General features: G+C 71.4%; 19 protein-coding genes and 1 riboswitch. Of the genes, 15 read left to right on the top strand and 4 right to left on the bottom strand.

What is annotated here, in order from left to right; translation table 11 throughout:
• Window positions 1–8: 8 nt before the first annotated feature.
• Together ACIQTO_RS08845 and ACIQTO_RS08840 are read right to left on the bottom strand one after the other, a co-directional pair.
• A complete protein-coding gene (locus ACIQTO_RS08845) occupies window positions 9–971 on the bottom strand; it encodes a zinc-binding dehydrogenase (RefSeq protein WP_402384818.1) in 963 nt (320 codons plus the stop codon).
• 86 nt (window positions 972–1,057) lie between these two features.
• Window positions 1,058–2,254, bottom strand: coding sequence for an NADP-dependent malic enzyme (locus ACIQTO_RS08840; protein WP_402384816.1), 1,197 nt, complete (start codon window positions 2,252–2,254; stop codon window positions 1,058–1,060).
• Window positions 2,255–2,848: 594 nt separating this feature from the next.
• On the opposite strand from ACIQTO_RS08840, the gene ACIQTO_RS08835 reads away from it, so the two are divergent.
• The 5 genes from ACIQTO_RS08835 to ACIQTO_RS08815 all read left to right on the top strand — a co-directional run bounded on the left by ACIQTO_RS08835 (window position 2,849) and on the right by ACIQTO_RS08815 (window position 7,673).
• Window positions 2,849–3,775, top strand: coding sequence for an ABC transporter substrate-binding protein (locus ACIQTO_RS08835; RefSeq protein WP_402384814.1), 927 nt, complete (start codon window positions 2,849–2,851; stop codon window positions 3,773–3,775).
• A 453-nt stretch (window positions 3,776–4,228) separates the two neighbouring features.
• Window positions 4,229–5,155, top strand: a complete 927-nt coding sequence (locus ACIQTO_RS08830) for an ABC transporter substrate-binding protein (RefSeq protein ID WP_402384811.1) — start codon at window positions 4,229–4,231, stop codon at window positions 5,153–5,155.
• Window positions 5,156–5,191: 36 nt separating this feature from the next.
• Window positions 5,192–6,166, top strand: coding sequence for an amino acid ABC transporter permease (locus ACIQTO_RS08825; protein WP_402384808.1), 975 nt, complete (start codon window positions 5,192–5,194; stop codon window positions 6,164–6,166).
• Complete coding sequence (locus ACIQTO_RS08820; RefSeq protein ID WP_402384805.1) at window positions 6,163–6,963, top strand: amino acid ABC transporter ATP-binding protein; 801 nt, start codon at window positions 6,163–6,165, stop codon at window positions 6,961–6,963. Before ACIQTO_RS08825 ends, ACIQTO_RS08820 begins: the two co-directional genes overlap by 4 nt.
• 110 nt (window positions 6,964–7,073) lie before the next feature.
• The gene (locus ACIQTO_RS08815) at window positions 7,074–7,673 is read left to right on the top strand and encodes a CGNR zinc finger domain-containing protein (RefSeq protein ID WP_402384802.1); all 600 of its coding nucleotides are present in this window, start codon (window positions 7,074–7,076) and stop codon (window positions 7,671–7,673) included.
• Here ACIQTO_RS08815 and sodX read toward each other — a convergent pair.
• Window positions 7,670–8,110 carry a nickel-type superoxide dismutase maturation protease gene (gene sodX / locus ACIQTO_RS08810; protein WP_402384799.1) on the bottom strand — a complete coding sequence of 147 codons (441 nt, stop codon included), beginning with the start codon at window positions 8,108–8,110 and terminating at the stop codon, window positions 7,670–7,672. The two genes, ACIQTO_RS08815 and sodX, sit on opposite strands and share 4 nt — an antisense overlap.
• 185 nt (window positions 8,111–8,295) lie before the next feature.
• Between sodX and sodN the strand changes: the two genes are divergently transcribed.
• From sodN to ACIQTO_RS08770, 8 genes are all read left to right on the top strand, one after another.
• Entirely contained in the window at window positions 8,296–8,691 is a 396-nt protein-coding gene (sodN, locus tag ACIQTO_RS08805) for a superoxide dismutase, Ni (RefSeq protein WP_063347853.1), read from the top strand.
• 103 nt (window positions 8,692–8,794) lie between these two features.
• Window positions 8,795–8,914: riboswitch (cobalamin riboswitch) on the top strand.
• 103 nt (window positions 8,915–9,017) lie between these two features.
• Window positions 9,018–10,094: a FecCD family ABC transporter permease gene (locus tag ACIQTO_RS08800; RefSeq protein WP_402384796.1), complete on the top strand. Its 1,077-nt coding sequence runs from the start codon at window positions 9,018–9,020 to the stop codon at window positions 10,092–10,094.
• Window positions 10,094–10,894: an ABC transporter ATP-binding protein gene (locus tag ACIQTO_RS08795; RefSeq protein WP_402384794.1), complete on the top strand. Its 801-nt coding sequence runs from the start codon at window positions 10,094–10,096 to the stop codon at window positions 10,892–10,894. The genes ACIQTO_RS08800 and ACIQTO_RS08795 overlap by 1 nt, the downstream gene beginning before the upstream one ends.
• A gap of 10 nt (window positions 10,895–10,904) precedes the next feature.
• Complete coding sequence (locus ACIQTO_RS08790; RefSeq protein WP_402384792.1) at window positions 10,905–11,897, top strand: ABC transporter substrate-binding protein; 993 nt, start codon at window positions 10,905–10,907, stop codon at window positions 11,895–11,897.
• A 65-nt stretch (window positions 11,898–11,962) separates the two neighbouring features.
• Entirely contained in the window at window positions 11,963–12,346 is a 384-nt protein-coding gene (locus ACIQTO_RS08785) for a nuclear transport factor 2 family protein (protein WP_402384790.1), read from the top strand.
• 9 nt (window positions 12,347–12,355) lie between these two features.
• On the top strand, window positions 12,356–12,832 hold the full coding sequence (locus ACIQTO_RS08780) for a GNAT family N-acetyltransferase (RefSeq protein WP_402384788.1): 477 nt from the start codon (window positions 12,356–12,358) through the stop codon (window positions 12,830–12,832).
• A gap of 305 nt (window positions 12,833–13,137) precedes the next feature.
• Complete coding sequence (locus ACIQTO_RS08775; protein WP_380576369.1) at window positions 13,138–13,548, top strand: anti-sigma regulatory factor; 411 nt, start codon at window positions 13,138–13,140, stop codon at window positions 13,546–13,548.
• 155 nt (window positions 13,549–13,703) lie between these two features.
• Entirely contained in the window at window positions 13,704–14,717 is a 1,014-nt protein-coding gene (locus tag ACIQTO_RS08770) for an RNA polymerase sigma factor SigF (RefSeq protein WP_380576368.1), read from the top strand.
• Between the two features lie 46 nt (window positions 14,718–14,763).
• Here the strand turns inward: ACIQTO_RS08770 and ACIQTO_RS08765 are convergent, their stop codons facing one another.
• Window positions 14,764–15,192: a hypothetical protein gene (locus tag ACIQTO_RS08765; protein ID WP_402384784.1), complete on the bottom strand. Its 429-nt coding sequence runs from the start codon at window positions 15,190–15,192 to the stop codon at window positions 14,764–14,766.
• 50 nt (window positions 15,193–15,242) lie between these two features.
• On the opposite strand from ACIQTO_RS08765, the gene ACIQTO_RS08760 reads away from it, so the two are divergent.
• Together ACIQTO_RS08760 and ACIQTO_RS08755 are read left to right on the top strand one after the other, a co-directional pair.
• Window positions 15,243–16,214, top strand: a complete 972-nt coding sequence (locus ACIQTO_RS08760) for a diacylglycerol/lipid kinase family protein (protein WP_402384782.1) — start codon at window positions 15,243–15,245, stop codon at window positions 16,212–16,214.
• Window positions 16,215–16,582: 368 nt separating this feature from the next.
• Entirely contained in the window at window positions 16,583–16,834 is a 252-nt protein-coding gene (locus ACIQTO_RS08755) for a WhiB family transcriptional regulator (protein ID WP_014138019.1), read from the top strand.
• Window positions 16,835–17,138: the final 304 nt, after the last annotated feature.

The raw sequence follows: 17,138 nt of genomic DNA, 5'->3' as shown, positions 1-17,138 counted from the left end.
GGCGGCGTTCAGGGGGTGAGCACGATCTTGCCGAAGACATCGCCCTCGGCGAGCCGGGCGAAGCCCTCCCGGGCCCCGGAGAGCGGCAGCACCGAGTCGATCACCGGCCGGACGCCGGTGGTGGCGCAGAGCGAGAGCAGTCCGGCCAGCTCCTCCTTGGTGCCCATGGTCGAGCCGACCACCTTGAGCTCCAGGAAGAAGATCCGGTTCAGCTCGGCGGTCTTCGGGTTGGGGCCGGAGGTGGCCCCCGAGATGACCACGGTGCCGCCCGGACGCAGCGACTTCACGGAGTGCGCCCAGGTGGCGGCGCCGACCGTCTCCATCACCGCGTCCACCCGCTCGGGCAGCCGGGCCCCGCTCTCGAAGGCGGCGTCGGCGCCGAGTTCGACGGCCCGGGCGCGCTTGGCCCCGTCCCGGCCGGTGACCCAGACCCGCAGTCCGGCGGCCTTGCCGAGGACGATCAGGGCGGTCGCCACACCGCCGCCGGCGCCCTGCACCAGGACGGTGTCACCGGGCTTCACCCCGGCGTTGGTGAAGAGCATCCGGTAGGCCGTCAGCCAGGCGGTGGGCAGGCAGGCGGCCTGCTCGAAGCTGATCCCGGCCGGCTTGGGCAGCAGGTTCCAGGTGGGCACCGCCACCCGCTGGGCGAAGGTGCCCTGGTAGCGCTCGGTGAGGATCGAGCGGGGCTCGTCCGGGCCCACCCCGTGGCCGCTCTGGCCGATCACCGAGTGGACGACCACCTCGTTGCCGTGCTCGTCGACGCCGGCGGCGTCGCAGCCCAGGATCATCGGCAGCTTCCCGGCGGGCAGACCGACCCCGCGCAGCGACCAGAGGTCGTGGTGGTTCAGGCTGGCGGCCCGGACCGTGACCACGCTCCACCCGGGGCGCGCCTGCGGTTCGGGGAGTTCGCCCAGCTCCAGCCCGCTCAGCGGGTCGTCGGCGTCGATTCGTGCGGCGTAGGCAGCAAACATGGTCCGGACGATAGCCCCGACGGCCGGGGCCCGGAACCACGCGTGACTGTGACGCGCGTCCCGGGCCCCGGCCGTGGCGGTACCGATCAGCGGCGGGCGACGCCCTCGGCGCGGGCGGCCTCGGCGACGGCCTTGGTGACGGCCGGGGCGACCCGCTCGTCGAACGGCGAGGGGATCACCTTCTGCGGCGTCAGCTCGTCGGCGACCACGCCGGCCAGCGCCTTGGCGGCGGCCAGCTTCATGCCCTCGGTGATCCGGCTCGCGCGGACCTGCAGGGCGCCGGCGAAGATGCCGGGGAAGGCCAGCACGTTGTTGATCTGGTTCGGGAAGTCGCTGCGCCCGGTGGCGACGACCGCCGCGTACTTGTGCGCGACCTCGGGGTGGATCTCCGGGTTCGGGTTGGCCATCGCGAAGATGAACGCGCCCTCGGCCATGGTGGCCACGACCTCCTCCGGCACGGTGCCGCCGGAGACGCCGATGAAGACGTCGGCGCCGGCCAGCGCGTCGGCCAGCGAGCCCTTGAGACCGGTCCGGTTGGTCTGCGCGGCGATCTCGGCCTTGACGTCGGTCAGGTCGCCGCGGCCCTCGTACACCACGCCCCGGCGGTCACAGACCGCCACGTCGCCGATGCCGGCGGCGACCAGCATCTTGGCGATGGCGATCCCGGCCGCGCCCGCGCCGGAGATGACGGCACGCAGCGTGCCGATCTCCCGGCCGGTCACCCGGGCCGCGTTCCAGAGCGCCGCGGTGGTGACGATCGCGGTGCCGTGCTGGTCGTCGTGGAAGATCGGGATGTCCAGCGCGTCCTGGAGGCGGCGCTCGATCTCGAAGCAACGGGGTGCGGAGATGTCCTCCAGGTTGACGCCCCCGAAGGAGGGCGCCAGCCGGACGACGGTCTCGACGATCTCGTCCACCCCGGTGCAGGCGAGCGCGATCGGGACGGCGTCCACACCGCCGAACTGCTTGAACAGGATGGCCTTGCCCTCCATGACGGGCAGCGAGGCCTCCGGGCCGATGTCGCCGAGGCCCAGCACCGCGGTGCCGTCGGTGACGACGGCGACCGTGTTGGCCTTCCAGGTGTAGTCGTTCACCAGCTCGGGCTGCTCGGCGATGGCCGTGCAGACGCGCGCGACGCCGGGGGTGTAGGCGAGGGACAGGTCGTCCGCGTCGCGCACCGGAACGGTCGCCCGGACCTCCATCTTGCCGCCGCGGTGGAGCGCGAAAACGGCGTCGACCGGATCGTCGGTGTCCTGGGTGCTGCTGTGGATGATCTCCGCTGCCACGATGACCTCTTCGTCATTGATCAGCGAGGACGCGTGGCCGACGGGCGGACGACCCGGCCGGAAGCTTGGAACCGGGTACGCCGAGGCGGCCCCGGGAAGGGCTGGACCGGGGCGCTGCCGTCGGGGCCGCGCCCTCGGATGAGGGTTTTTGTAACTGTTGAGCCTGAGCTGTGCTGCTTCTTCTTCCGGGCCGAGCGTAGGTCGGACGACGGCATCGCACCTATGCCTTTTCGTCCTCGTCGCACGCGCTCACTCCGCATCGCGGCCAAAATCCGGCGTCCGGCGTCTGGGACTCCGGACCCCGGTGGCGGCAACAGCGAACGAGCACGCGCACTCTCAGGGGTGAACCAGGACACGACGGGGAGGCGGTGCCCCGGATACGGAGTCGGCGTCGTGGACTTCCGTTCCTGCGCACCCCGAGCCTGTCGCGACTCGGTGGTCCGGTTCGAGCTTCGGGGGTCACCCGGTACCGAATTCTGACACACCCGCCGCCGGGACCGGCAGGTCGGGATGGGAGGATCCCTTGTTCCGCCGTCTCGCGTACACCTCCGCGACGGCGCGGCGACACCACGTACCTCCCACAGGAGCACCCTCATGCACCACCGTGCCCACCCCCGCCGCCCGGCCGCCGCGACCCTCTCCCTGGCCACCGCGGGAGCCCTGCTGCTGACCGGCTGCGGCGGCGGCGAGCAGGCCACCGCGAAGGACCCGGCCCAGGACCTCCGCGGCAGGATCCCCAAGGCGCAGCACGCCGCCGGGGTGCTCCGGATCGGCTCCGACCTCAACTACGCGCCGGTGGACTTCCGGGGCACCGAGGGCAAGCCGGACGGCATCGACCCCGACATCGCGAACGCCGTCGGCAAGATCCTCGGCCTGCGGATCGAGGTCGTCGACACCCCCTTCGAGAAGCTGATACCGAACCTGCAGGCCAAGCAGTTCGACGTGGCGATGTCCGGTCTGAGCGACATCCGCCAGCGCCGCGACGGCCTCGACGACACGGGCAAGCAGGTCACCCCGGGCGTGGACTTCGTGGACTACTTCATCGCCGGCACCTCGATCGTCGTCCAGAAGGGGAACCCCAAGGGCGTCCACACCCTGGACGACCTGTGCGGCCGGATCGTCGCGGTGCAGCAGAACACCACCCAGGACGAGATCGTCGCCCGCCAGGTCCTGGCCTGCGGCCGCGGCGGCAAGCCGCTGACCGTCCACAAGTTCGACAGCGACGCCAAGGCGCTGGCCGAGGTCGCCTCCGGCGCGGCGGCGGCCGGCCTGAACGACTTCCCGGTGGCCGCCTACGCGGCGAAGACCACCGACGGCGGCAATCGCTTCGAGGTGGCCGGCGCGCAGTCCCAGTCCAACCCGTACGGGATCGCGCTGCGCAGGGAGGACACCGAGCTGCGCGACGTGCTGGCCAAGGCGGTGGACCAGCTGATCCGCAGCGGCGAGTACGACAAGATCCTCGCCAAGTGGAACGTCAGCGCGGGCGCGGCCCAGAACGCGGTCGTCAACGGCGGGATCTGAGCGGGCCGCGTGGGCGGACCAGCGCGGCGGCGCCATCCGGCGGGCGCGCGGGCGGGCCTCCGGGCAGAGCGCAGGGGGATCTGCATACTTATACGCAGGGTGACAGGGACACGGTATTGGTCCGAATAGCGGACAGTGTGACCCCCCGTTATCCGATTTTGATCTGAATGAGGGCCATCCGACCGTCATCAGATGGCAGGATTCCCCCCATCTCCGATCGGGCCGGCCACTGGTCGAGGCGGTTCGATCAACGTCCACCTCGGCGGAGGGTGGCGGATGACGTATCACGCACCACCCTGCGCGACCCCTGCCCAGGCTCAGCACGACCGGCTCTGCCCGTTCGACGACGTACAGCGGCATTCACCCGTACAGCGCCGTACGGCCTGCTGCCCCGGTGTGCCGCTCCCCGCGGCGCGCTCCGCCCGACCTCTCCCTCAGGAGGAGATCCCCCTCATGACCGTCCGTACCCAGCGCACCCGTCTCCTCGCCGCCGGCGCGGTACTCGCCTCCGTCTCCCTCGCCCTGACCGCCTGCAGCAGCAGCAAGGACGGGAGCACCGGGGCACCCAACGCCAGTGCGACCGTCAACGAGGTGAAGGTCGACGACAAGCTGGCCGCCCTGGTGCCCGCCGACATCAAGTCCGCCGGAAAGCTCGCGGTCGGCTCGGACGCCTCGTACGCGCCCAACGAGTTCAAGGCCGACAACGGCAAGATCGAGGGCATGGACGTCGACCTGATCACCGCCGTCGCGGCCAGGCTCGGCCTCAAGGTCGACGTCCAGGACTCCGGTTTCACCGCGATCATCCCGGGCATCCAGTCGAACAAGTTCCAGATCGGCATGTCGTCCCTGACGGACAACAAGGAGCGCGAGCAGACCGTCGACATGGTCACCTACTTCAACGCGGGCAGCGCCATCGCGGTGAAGAAGGGCAACCCGGACAAGATCAACGCCGACGACCTGTGCGGCAAGAAGGTCGCCGTCCAGACCGGCACCACGCAGGCGCAGGAGATCACCGACACCCGCAACCCCGCCTGCGCCAAGGCCGGCAAGCCGGGCATCGTCAACGACGGTGACAAGTTCGACCTCCAGACCGACGTCACCAACGCGGTGGTCTCCGGTCGCGACCAGCTCATGATGGCCGACTCGCCGGTCGTCGACTACGCGATCAAGCAGTCCGGCGGCCAGCTGGAGAAGCTCGGCGCCACCTACGACGCCGCCCCCTACGGCATCGCCCTCGCCAAGGGCTCGGCGCTCACCCCCGCGGTCCAGGGCGCCGTCCAGTCGCTGATCGACGACGGCACCTACAAGCAGATCCTCACCAAGTGGGGCGTCGAGGCCGGTGCGCTCGACAAGTCGACCGTCAACGGCGCCGTCAGCTGACCCTCCGCCTGACTCTCTCTCCCCCGAGGCCACACCGTGAACTCTCTGGACAAGGGGAAGGCGACGAAGGGACGGCCTGAGACCATCAAGGCCGTCCCCGTCCGCCACCCCGGACGCTGGGCGGGCGCCGTCGTCATCGCCCTGCTCGCGGCGATGCTGCTGAGCGCCCTCTTCACCAATCCCGCCTTCAAGTGGGACATCGTCGGGAAGTACCTCTTCCACGACAGCATCGTGCACGGCATGCTCGTGACACTGGAGCTGACCGCGCTCGCCATGATCATGGGCGTGGTCGGCGGCATCATCCTCGCGGTGATGCGGCTCTCCCCCAACCCGCTGCTCTCCGGCACCGCGTGGATCTACATCTGGATCTTCCGCGGCACGCCGGTCCTGGTGCAGCTGGTGTTCTGGAACTTCCTCGGCCTGATCTGGGCCAAGCTCTCGATCGGCGTGCCGTGGGGACCGGAGTTCTGGTCCGAGTCCACCAACGTCCTGATCCCGACCTTCGTCGCCGCCCTGCTGGGCCTGGGCCTCAACGAGGCCGCCTACATGGCGGAGATCGTCCGGGGCGGCATCCAGTCGGTCGACGAGGGGCAGAGCGAGGCCTCGCACGCGCTCGGCATGAGCCGGTTCCAGACCATGCGGCGGATCGTGCTGCCGCAGGCCATGCGGGTGATCATCCCGCCGACCGGCAACGAGACCATCTCGATGCTCAAGACCACGTCGCTGGTCAGCGTGATCTCCCTGGAGGAGATCTTCCGGGCCGGCCAGGTGATCTACTCTCGGAACTACCAGAACATCCCGCTGCTGATCGTGGTCAGCCTCTGGTACCTGTTCTTCACGTCGCTGCTGACCATCGGCCAGTACTACATCGAGCGGCACTACGCCCGCGGCTCCAACCGGACGCTCCCGCCCACGCCGATCCAGCGGCTGCGGAGACTGTTCGCCGGGAAGCCCACCCCGAAGACCACCCCCGACGTGGTCCCGGGGCTCGAGGGAGGTGGTCACGTATGACCGATCTGACCAAGACCCCCGCCGACGCCGGCAACGGCGGCCCGATGGTCCGGGCCGAGGACGTCCACAAGTCCTACGGCGCGGTCCAGGTGCTCAAGGGCATCGACCTGGAGGTCAAGCAGGGCGAGGTGTTCTGCCTGATCGGCCCCTCCGGCTCCGGCAAGTCGACCTTCCTGCGGTGCATCAACCACCTGGAGAAGATCAACGCCGGCCGGCTCTGGGTCGACGGCGAGCTGGTCGGCTACCGGCAGAAGGGCGACCGGCTCTACGAGCTCAAGGAGAACGAGGTCGCGCTCAAGCGGCGCGACATCGGCATGGTGTTCCAGCGCTTCAACCTGTTCCCGCACATGACCGCCCTGGAGAACGTCATCGAGGCGCCGGTGCAGGTCAAGGGCGAGTCCAGGGCGAACGCCCGCAACCGCGGGATGGCCCTGCTGGAGCGGGTCGGCCTGGCCGACAAGGCGAAGAACTACCCCTCGCAGCTCTCCGGCGGCCAGCAGCAGCGGGTGGCGATCGCCCGGGCACTCGCCATGAAGCCCAAGCTGATGCTCTTCGACGAGCCCACCTCGGCACTCGACCCGGAGCTGGTCGGCGACGTCCTGGACGTCATGCGCGGCCTCGCCGAGGAGGGCATGACCATGGTCGTGGTGACCCACGAGATGGGCTTCGCCCGCGAGGTCGGCGACGCGCTGGTCTTCATGGACGGCGGTGTGGTGGTCGAGTCCGGCAACCCGCGCGACGTCCTCACCGACCCCCAGCACGAGCGCACCCGGGCGTTCCTGTCCAAGGTGCTCTGAGCGCACCGTCACGGCGCCCGGCAGGCCGGTCCTGCCGGGCGCCGACGTTTTCCCCGCCCGGGTAATAGGCTGGAGCCAATCAGCCCGTTACCGAATTTGGAAGGACCACCGTGGAGCTCGCCTCGTACGCCGATCTGGCCGTCCGGCTGGTGAACACCGAGGAGCCCGAGCGCGGCACCGACTCACTGACCTCGGTGGACGCGGTGCGGTCGCTGTTCTCCGACTCCTCCCGGGCCGCCGCGCTCGCCGACGAGGCGGACCTGCCGCGGCTGCGGGCCGTCCGGACCAGGCTGCGCGGGGTGTTCGAAGCCGCCGCCGAGGGGGACGAGATCCGCGGCGTCGACCTGCTGAACAGCCTGCTGATGGAGTACCCGGTCAGCCCGCTGGTCTCCGGGCACGACTACCTGGACGACGCCGGGCGGCCGCGCTGGCACCTGCACCTCGCCGAGAACTCCCCGACCGCCACCGCGCACTTCAGCGCCGTCGCCTGCATGGGGCTGGCCGTCCACCTGACCGAGCTGGGCGCCGACCGGCTCGGCATCTGCCAGGCCGCGCCCTGCCGCAACGCCTACCTGGACACCTCCACCAACCGGTCCCGGCGGTACTGCTCCGACCGGTGCGCCACCCGGGCCAACGTCGCCGCGTACCGGGCCCGCAAGCGGCAGGAGGCCCAGGAGGCGTCCGCCCTGGCCGGCCAGGGCCAGGCCTAGCGGCCGCCCGGGTCGACCCAGACGCCCAGCCGGCGGGCCAGTCCCGGGACCCGGCCGGGCCGGCCGGTCAGCAGCAGGCGCTCCAGCCGGCGGCCGGGGGCCAGCCAGGCCGGGCGCGGACGCAGCCGCAGCAGCACCCGGCCGAGCACCAGCTCGTCCGGGACGGCTCCGTAGCTGCGGCTGTCGCTGTCCACCGGCCGGTTGTCGGAGAGCAGCCACCACCCCTTCGCGCGCCGCTCGACGGCCCGCTTCACCACCAGCAGGTCCTGCTGGAAGGGGTGACGGAACACCACCACCGATCCCGGTCTGATCCGCGCGCCGTACCGGACCAGCAGCTGGTCGCCCTCACGCAGGGTCGGCGCCATCGAGGGCCCCGCCACATCGATCAGCCCGAACGGCGCGCCACCCCCCGGGGTGCCGCCCTCCGGTTCCGCCATCCGCGCCACGCCTCCTCCTCCCGGCTCGCCGCGTCCCAGTCTGCCGTACGGGCCGCCATCGGCCGATGCCCGAATTGGCCCGGTTCCGGCTCCACCTTTTGCCCTAGGCCCGCCGCCCGACCGCGAAACCCGGTGACCGGAAGGGTAATCTCGGGCGCGGGAAGACGATCTAAGGAAGGACTCCCATGTTCTCTCGTCTGTTTGCACCGCGCGCCACCGCCCACGCCCACTGCGACCTGCCCTGCGGCGTCTACGACCCCGCACAGGCCCGGATCGAGGCCGAGTCGGTGAAGGGCACCCAGGAGAAGTACCAGGCCAACGAGGACCCGGCGTTCCGCACCCGTGCCCTGATCATCAAGGAGCAGCGCGCCGAGGCCGTCAAGCACCACATCTCGGTCCTGTGGAGCGACTACTTCAAGGCCCCGCACTTCGAGAAGTACCCGCAGCTGCACCAGCTGATCAACGACACCCTGAAGGCCGCCTCGGCCGCCAAGGCGTCGACGGACCCGGCCACCGGCCAGGCCCTGCTCGACCTCATCGCCGAGGTCGACAAGATCTTCTGGGAGACCAAGCAGGCCTGATCGCCGATCAGGCACCGCCGACCGCCCCCGTCCGGACCGCCGGACGGGGGCGGTCGCGCGTTCCCGCACGCGGGACCCCCCGGTAAGGGGTGCCGGGCCCCCGTGCTTGTTATGCTGCCAGGGCGTCCCAGGGAGAAGTCCGGTGTGAATCCGGCGCTGACCCGCAACGGTGGGCGGGGCCCCGTGCCCCGCGAGCCCGATCGCCCCGGGACGCGGATCTCCCGACAACTCGCCGTGGACTGCGAGGGGATGGCGCCCCGGCAGCAGTGCGGCCCGGGCGCGCCGCCTCGCTGCCGTCGACGGCCCGAGGCGAAGGCGCGCCGCCCGTGAGCACCGCAGTGACCGCACCGGCCCCCGAACGGACGGCCCGTCGAATACCCGTCGTGCCCCTGGCCGCCGGCCTGGTCGCGGCCCTGCTGCTCTCGCTGGTCTGCGGAGTGGCGCTGGGCTCCACCGGGCTCGGCTGGACGCGCGTCCTGCGGCTGCTCGGCGCCGGGCTGACGGGTGGCCGGCTGGAGGCCGGGGAGGCGGCCGCGTACGCGATCGTCTGGGAGATCCGGCTGCCGCGCACCGTGCTGGCCGCCGTGGTCGGCGCCGGGCTCGCGGCCACCGGCGTCGCGGTGCAGGCGATGGTCCGCAACGCGCTGGCGGACCCGTTCGTCCTGGGCATCTCCTCCGGCGCCTCGGTCGGCGCCAACGCCGTCCTGCTGCTGGGCGCCTTCGCCTCGCTCGGGGTCTGGGCGATCTCGGTCTCCGCGTTCGCCGCCGCGCTGCTGGCGATGGTCCTGGTGTACGCCGCCGCCCGGACGGCGTACGGGCTCACCCCGCTGCGGCTGGTGCTGACCGGCACCGCGATGTCCTACGGCTTCTCGGCGGTGACGGCGCTGATGGTGTTCGGCGCCGCGCGCGGCGAGGCCGCCCGCAGCGCCATGATGTGGCTGCTCGGCAGCCTCGGCGGGGCCACCTGGGGGTCCGTCCCGATCGCCGCCGCCACCGTGGCGGCCGGCCTGGCCTACCTGGCCTGCGCCGCCGGGCGGCTGGACGCCCTCGCCATGGGCGACGAGACGGCGGCCTCGCTCGGGGTGGACGGCGACCGGCTGCGCCGCGAACTGTTCGTGGTGACCGCGGCCGTCACCGGCACCGTGGTCGCGGTCAGCGGCGCGATCGGCTTCGTCGGCCTGATGGTGCCGCACCTGACCCGGATGCTGGTCGGCGCCGGACACCGCCGGGTGCTGCTGGTCGCGCCGCTCGCCGGCGCCCTGCTGCTGGTCTGGGTGGACATCGTCTCCCGCACCCTGCTGGCGCCGGCCGAACTGCCGGTCGGGGTGGTCACCGCCGTCCTCGGAGTGCCCTGTTTCCTGCTGCTGATGCGCCGTCGCGGCTACACCTTCGGAGGCCGCTGATGGATCTCGCCCTCGACGCCGTCTCGGTCGACCTGGCCGGCACCCGGCTGGTCCACGACGTCACGCTCGGCGCCGCCGCCGGGCAGGTGGTCGGCCTGGTCGGGCCGAACGGCAGCGGCAAGTCGACCCTGCTGCGCTGCGTCTACCGGGCGCTGCGGCCCGCCGCCGGCGCCGTCCGGCTGGACGGCGAGGACCTGCACGCGCTCGCCGCGCGCGAGGCCGCCCGGCGGGTGGCCGCGCTGCCGCAGGAGCACTCCGCCGAGTTCGACTTCACGGTGGCCGAGGTGGTCGGCATGGGCCGGTTGCCGCACCGCGGCGGGTTCGCCCGGCCGACCGCGGCGGACACCGGGCGGTGCGCCGGCGCGCTGGACCGGGTGGGCGCGGGCCACCTGGCCGGGCGCGGCTTCCTGAGCCTGTCCGGGGGCGAGAAGCAGCGGGTGCTGATCGCCCGCGCGCTGGTCCAGGAGCCCCGGGTGCTGGTGCTCGACGAACCCACCAACCACCTCGACATCGCCCACCAGTTGGAGGTGCTGACGCTGGTCCGGGAGGCCGGTCCGACGGTGCTCACGGCGCTGCACGACCTCAACCTGGCGGCCGGCCACTGCGACCTGCTGTACGTCATCGCGGCCGGCCGGATCGTCGCCTCCGGGACGCCCGCCGAGGTGCTGCGGCCCGCCCTGCTGGCCGAGGTGTTCGGCGTCCGCGCGACCCCCGTGAAGCACCCCGGGACCGGCGCCGTCCAGCTGCTCTTCGACCGGCTCCGCCCGTCCTCCCCCGTCCCCGCCGACTCCCCCCGCTGAGGAAACCCCCATGCGCACCAAGGCCGTTGCCACCGCCGCCCTGCTCACCCTCGCGCTGACCGGCTGCGGCGCCGAGATCGCCCCCGCCGGGGACGCCGCCGGCTCCGCCCACTACCCGGTGACCGTCGACAACTGCGGTTCCGAGGTCACCTTCGAACGGAAGCCGGCCCGGACGGTGACCAACGACGTCGGCATCACCGAGCTGATGCTCGCGCTCGGCCTCGCCGACCGGATGGCCGGCTACGTGATGCCCGACGACAAGGGCCGGGTCGACCAGGTGGCCTGGAAGGACGGCTACCAGCAGACCACCTGGCTCTCCAAGCAGCAGATCACCAAGGAGATCGCCCTGGAGGCCAAGGCCGACCTGGTCTTCGCCGGCTGGCACTACGGGTTCGACGAGGCCGGCGGCTTCACCCCGCAGGCGCTGGCCGGCCTGGGCATCGACTCCTACGTGCTCAGCGAGTCCTGCCGCAGCGGCAAGGGCCCCGAGCGCGGTGTGATGTCCCCGCTGGACGCGCTCTACACCGACCTGGCCAACCTCGGCGAGATCTTCGACGTCCGGGACCGGGCCGACAAGCTGATCGCCGAGTTCCGGGCCCAGGTCGCCGCCGTCCCGCGGCCCGAGCGCCGGCCCCGGGTCTTCCTGTACGACAGCGGCGAGGACAAGCCGTACACCTCGGGGAAGTTCGCCGCGCCCGAGGAGATCATCGCCAAGGCCGGCGGGCAGAACGTGATGGGCGACCTCGCCGACTCCTGGACCACCGTCGGCTGGGAGAGCGTGGTCCAGCGCGACCCCGAGGTGATCGTCATCAACAACTACGGCTCGCCCGACGCCGAGGCCAAGCGGAAGTTCCTCAAGTCCTTCCCGCCGCTGGCGGGCGTCGCCGCCGTCCGCGACGACCGGATCTTCGTCCTGGACTACGTCGACCTGGTGGAGAGCCCGCGCAACCCGGCCGCGATCACCGCGCTCGCGGCGTACCTGCGCGGTGTGACGACCGGCTGAGCCGCGCGGCGGCGGGCGTACGCTCGGAGGTACGAGCCGACGGAAACGACCGGAGGAGCGAGAACATGACCATCATGGCCGCGCCGTCCGCCTTCGACACCGGCGCGCTGCGCGAGGGCATCGAGCGCAGCGACGCCGACGCGCTGCTGGCGCTGTACGCGGACGACGCCGAACTGCGCATGGTCGACCGCAAGACCCAGCCCAGCCACCCGCTGGTGATGCACGGCCTGGACGAGATCGGCGCCATGCTCGACGACGTCTACGGCCGGGAGATGAGCCACCGGCTGGAGCGGGTGGTGCTCGACGGCGACCGCCTGGCCTTCATGGAGTCCTGCCGCTATCCCGACGGGGTGCGGGTGCTGGTCACCTCGGTCGCGGACCTGCGGGACGGCCGGATCGTCGACCAGACCTCGATCCAGGCCTGGGACGAGGACGAGCAGGCCAAGTAGGCTCGTGGCATGATCCGCACCGCCGTAGTCACCGATGTCCCGGTCATCCACGCCATGATCCGCGAGCTCGCGGAGTACGAGAAGGCGCCGCACGAGGCGGTCGCCACCGAGGAGCAGCTGCGTGAGGCCCTGTTCGGCGCCGCCCCGGCGCTGTTCGGCCTGATCGCCGAGGACGACACCACCGGCGAGACGGTCGGCTTCGCGGTCTGGTTCCTCAACTTCTCGACCTGGCGCGGGACCCACGGGATCTACCTGGAGGACCTCTACGTCCGCCCGGAGGCGCGCGGCGGCGGCCACGGCAAGGCCCTGCTGCTGGAGCTGGCCCGGATCGCGGTCGAACGCGGCTACTCGCGGGTCGAGTGGTCGGTGCTCGACTGGAACGAGCCCTCGATCAACTTCTACAAGTCGCTCGGCGCGGTCCCGATGGACGGGTGGACCGTCCACCGGCTCACCGGCCGGGCCCTCGCCGAGGCCGGCACCCGCTGACCGGACGGACCGCCGGGGCAAGTCCCTCCCGGGGGCTGCCACCCTGCGTCGCGAGGGCCTACCATGAGTGACCCTCGCACCCGGTGTCGCTCGTTCCCGTGAAGGCGGGACCGGATCGCGACATCCGCCCGCCGATAGCGGTAACGTCTCGGGCGGATGCGCGGCGTCCGACCACCCCTGCCGGGGTATGACCGGTACGTACCGCACCACCCCTCTGGACAGTTGGGGCGAAGCAGTTGAGCCAAGCAACAGACAGTGCCGCGGCCACCGGCCCGGAAGCACAGCGCGTCACCCAGGAGGTGAGGGTGTCCCAGATCGACGGCGAGCCCGGAGTGCAGGACTTCGTGGAGGTCCGGCTGCCCGCGGCGGGTGCCTACCTCTCGGTGCTGCGAACAGCGACGGCGGGGCTGGCGGCCCGGCTGGACTTCACGCTGGACGAGATCGAGGACCTCCGGATCGCGGTGGACGAGGCCTGCGCCATCCTGCTCCAGCAGGCGGTGCCCGGCTCGGTCCTCTCCTGCGAGTTCCGGCTGGTGGGTGACTCGCTGAAGGTCATCGTCGCCGCCCCGACCACGGACGGCCGGGCCCCGGAGCGGGACACCTTCGCCTGGACGGTGCTCTCCGCACTGGCCGGCGAGGTGGAGTCCTCGGTCGCCGAGGACAACACCGTCTCCATCAGCCTGCACAAGAAGCGCGGCGGCTCCGCCGCCCACTAGAGCCGCCACAGCAGCACCGAAGAAGAGTCGTCCGCCCGGCACCACCCGGGCCGGCGGACGGCTCCCGGTACCGCCCACCACGCGGTACGACCAACGAGACGAATCCGGGACCGCCCCAGGTCCCGGTGCTCCCGGAACGGAACGGGGGAATGGCCGTGAGTGATCTGGACCGTACCGGCCTCGCGACGGCGGGCCCTGCCGTACCGACCCAGGCGAGCGTTCCCGGCCTCGCCGCCAACGACGAAGCGCACCCGAAGGACGCCCACCGGATGAGCCAGCCGACCGAGCCGACGTCTGATCCGTCGCCCACGCCCTCGCCCCCGTCCGCGGCACCGGAGTCCCCGGCGCCCCGCGACGACGCGGCCGGGGCGCTGCGCGGTGCGGTGCCCTCCCAGGCCCCGCACCGTTCGGGTGCGCCGGACCGGGAGGCGGCCCGGGCCCTGTTCGTCCGGCTGTCCGCGCTGCCCGAGGGCTCCTCGGAGCGGGTCGAGCTGCGCAACCAGCTGGTGCGGATGCACATCCCGCTGGTGGAGCACCTGGCCCGGCGGTTCCGCAACCGGGGCGAACCGCTGGACGACCTCACCCAGGTCGCCACCATCGGGCTGATCAAGTCGGTGGACCGCTTCGACCACGAACGCGGGGTCGAGTTCTCCACCTACGCGACGCCGACCATCGTCGGCGAGATCAAACGGCACTTCCGGGACAAGGGCTGGGCGGTCCGGGTACCGCGCCGGCTCCAGGAGCTGCGGCTGTCGCTGACCACGGCGACCAGCGAGCTCTCCCAGCGGCACGGCCGCTCCCCCACCGTGCACGAGCTGGCCGAGCACCTGGGGATCTCCGAGGAGGACGTGCTGGAGGGCCTGGAGTCCGCCAACGCGTACTCCACGCTGTCGCTGGACGTCCCGGACAGCGACGACGAGTCGCCGGCCGTGGCGGACACCCTGGGCGCCACCGACGAGGCGCTGGAGGGCGTCGAGTACCGGGAGTCCCTCAAGCCGCTGCTGGCCCAACTGCCGCCCCGGGAGCAGAAGATCCTGGTGCTGCGGTTCTTCCGCAACATGACCCAGTCGCAGATCGCCGCCGAGGTGGGCATCTCACAGATGCACGTCTCCCGGCTGCTGGCCCGCACCCTGGCCCAGCTCCGGGAGAAGCTCCTGGTGGAGGAGTAGAACTGACGGCCGCTCAGCGGCGGCCGCCGGCTCCGGCCCTCTGCGCTCAGCCCTCGTGCGGAGCGTAGAGGGCCGCCGTCGATCTCGGGGTGAGCAGGGCACCCATGCCGACCACGCCGAACAGGCCGATCGCCGCCCCGACGGCCACCATGGTGCCGCCGCTCTGCCACATGTAGTACGCCACCGGCAGGCAGATCGAGTTGGTCAGCACGGCCGGGCTGCGGCCCCACCGGCGCCCCTTGAGCAGCGCCCGGGCGGCCAGCAGCGGCAGCACGCCGAGCAGCACGATCACCAGGCCGCCGAACTCGTTCAGCGCGAGCTGCTTGGAGTCGCCGGACAGGGAGGACACCATGTCCCAGACGCCGACGACGACGAGCGCGGCGCCCTCCAGGGCGGTGATGGCGGCGCCTGCGGTCAGGGCCGCCGGCCGCTCGCTGCCGGGCGCGGGTACGGGTGCGGAGGATTCTGCGGTCACGACAGCAGGGTAGCCGCCGGTTGGTCCGTACCGACCCGTAGGCTGAGCACATGCGCGCTCTCCTGGTCGTCAACCCGAAAGCGACCACCACCAGTGGCCGCACCAGGGATGTGCTGATCCACGCCCTGCGCAGCGACCTCAAGCTGGAGGTGGCCCAGACCCAGTACCGGGGCCACGCGCGCGACCTGGCCCGCGAGGCGGCCGAGGACGGCACCGTCGACCTCGTGGTGGCCCTGGGCGGCGACGGCACCGTCAACGAGGTGGTCAACGGACTGCTGGCGCACGGCCCGGGCGAGAAGGTCCCCCGGCTGGCCGTGGTGCCCGGCGGGTCCACCAATGTGTTCGCCCGCGCGCTGGGCCTGCCCAACGACCCCGTGGAGGCCACCGGGGCGCTGCTGAACGCCCTGGAGAACCACCGGGAGCGGCCGATCGGCCTGGGCAAGGCGATGACCGACGGGCTGCCGGACCGCTGGTTCACCTTCACCGCCGGCCTCGGCTTCGACGCGGGCGTGGTGGGCCGGGTGGAGGAGCGGCGCAGAGCGGGGCGCAAGTCCACCCACGCGCTCTACATCGGCCAGGCCCTGCGGCACTACGTCACCCAGCGTGAGCAGCGCCGATCGGGCCCGGTCACCCTGCAAATGCCGGGCCGGGCACCGGTTCCGGGCCTGGTGCTGGCCATAGTCGGCAACACCTCTCCGTGGACGTTCCTGGGCAACCGCCCGGTCCACCCCTCGCCGCTCGCCTCCTTCGACACGGACCTCGACGTCTTCGGCATCACCCGGATGACCGCGTTCGGCACCGCTCGAACGGTCCGTCAGATCCTGCGGTCGCACACGCCTTCGGGCGATGGCACCGCCCCGGCCGGCCCGTCCGGCAAGCACGTCGTCTCCTACCATGACGCCCGGCACTTCACCTTGGTTTCGCAGGAACCGGCCCCGTTCCAGGTCGACGGGGACCACCTTGGAGACAGGAGTCGCGTCAGTTTCACAGGCGTACGGCGGGCACTGCGTGTGATTGTGTGACTGGAAGGGGGGTTCGCCCTTCTTCTCGAACGCACAAGCCCCCTTCACTCCATAGAAGTACTGGCTGTGAGCTAGGCGACACCGAAGAATCAAAAATTCCTCCCTGAAGGGGGTTGTATCCGGGCCCGAGGTTTGCGAACCTCTACATGGCGATCGGGACACATCGCAGCGACGGCAACCACAGACCCTGGCGGGTGCCGACCGCGGAGTGTCCCTCGAATCGCCGAATCCCTCCCCAGCACAGACCACCCGGGCCCGATGGGCCTTTGGTCTCTTTTGCTGTTGCGGGATTCGTGAAAGCGTTCACATTCACAAGCCATCGATTATGCCGACCGGGTCACCCCCGCGGCAGGAGGAGTTGGACGACCATGGACTGGCGCCACCGCGCTGTCTGCCGCGAAGAGGACCCGGAGCTGTTCTTCCCGATCGGGAACACCGGTCCTGCTCTGCTGCAGATCGAGGAAGCCAAGGCCGTGTGCCGCCGCTGTCCGGTCATGGAGCAGTGCCTGCAGTGGGCTCTCGAGACCGGCCAGGATGCCGGCGTCTGGGGCGGTATGAGCGAGGACGAGCGTCGCGCGATGAAGCGCCGCGCTGCCCGCAACCGCGCCCGCACCGCCTGATCACACGCCGTAATACCCATAGTGACCGCACCACCGATCAACACATGATCAAGGGCTTCCCTGCACCTCCTGGTGAAGCCTTCCGTACAAAGGACCTTGCTCGACACGGTCCCGCGACACCGGGCCGCCCAGGCACTTGATACTGTTCACTTAGAGCAATATTGTGGAGCTGAGGCGCTCACCGTGTGCAACGCACCGGTGAGGTGTCGCACCACCCAGAGCCCCCGTTCCGGCCGACTCCCCCCGACGGCCGGAACGGGTTGAGAGGCCCTGTCGACCCACCCCCCCCCGGTCGACAGGGCCT

Source organism: Kitasatospora sp. NPDC091207, from assembly GCF_044768625.1.
In the GTDB taxonomy this organism is placed as follows: domain Bacteria; phylum Actinomycetota; class Actinomycetes; order Streptomycetales; family Streptomycetaceae; genus Kitasatospora.
Note: the sequence above shows the minus strand (reverse complement) of the source record. Positions and strands in the feature narration are given on the sequence as shown.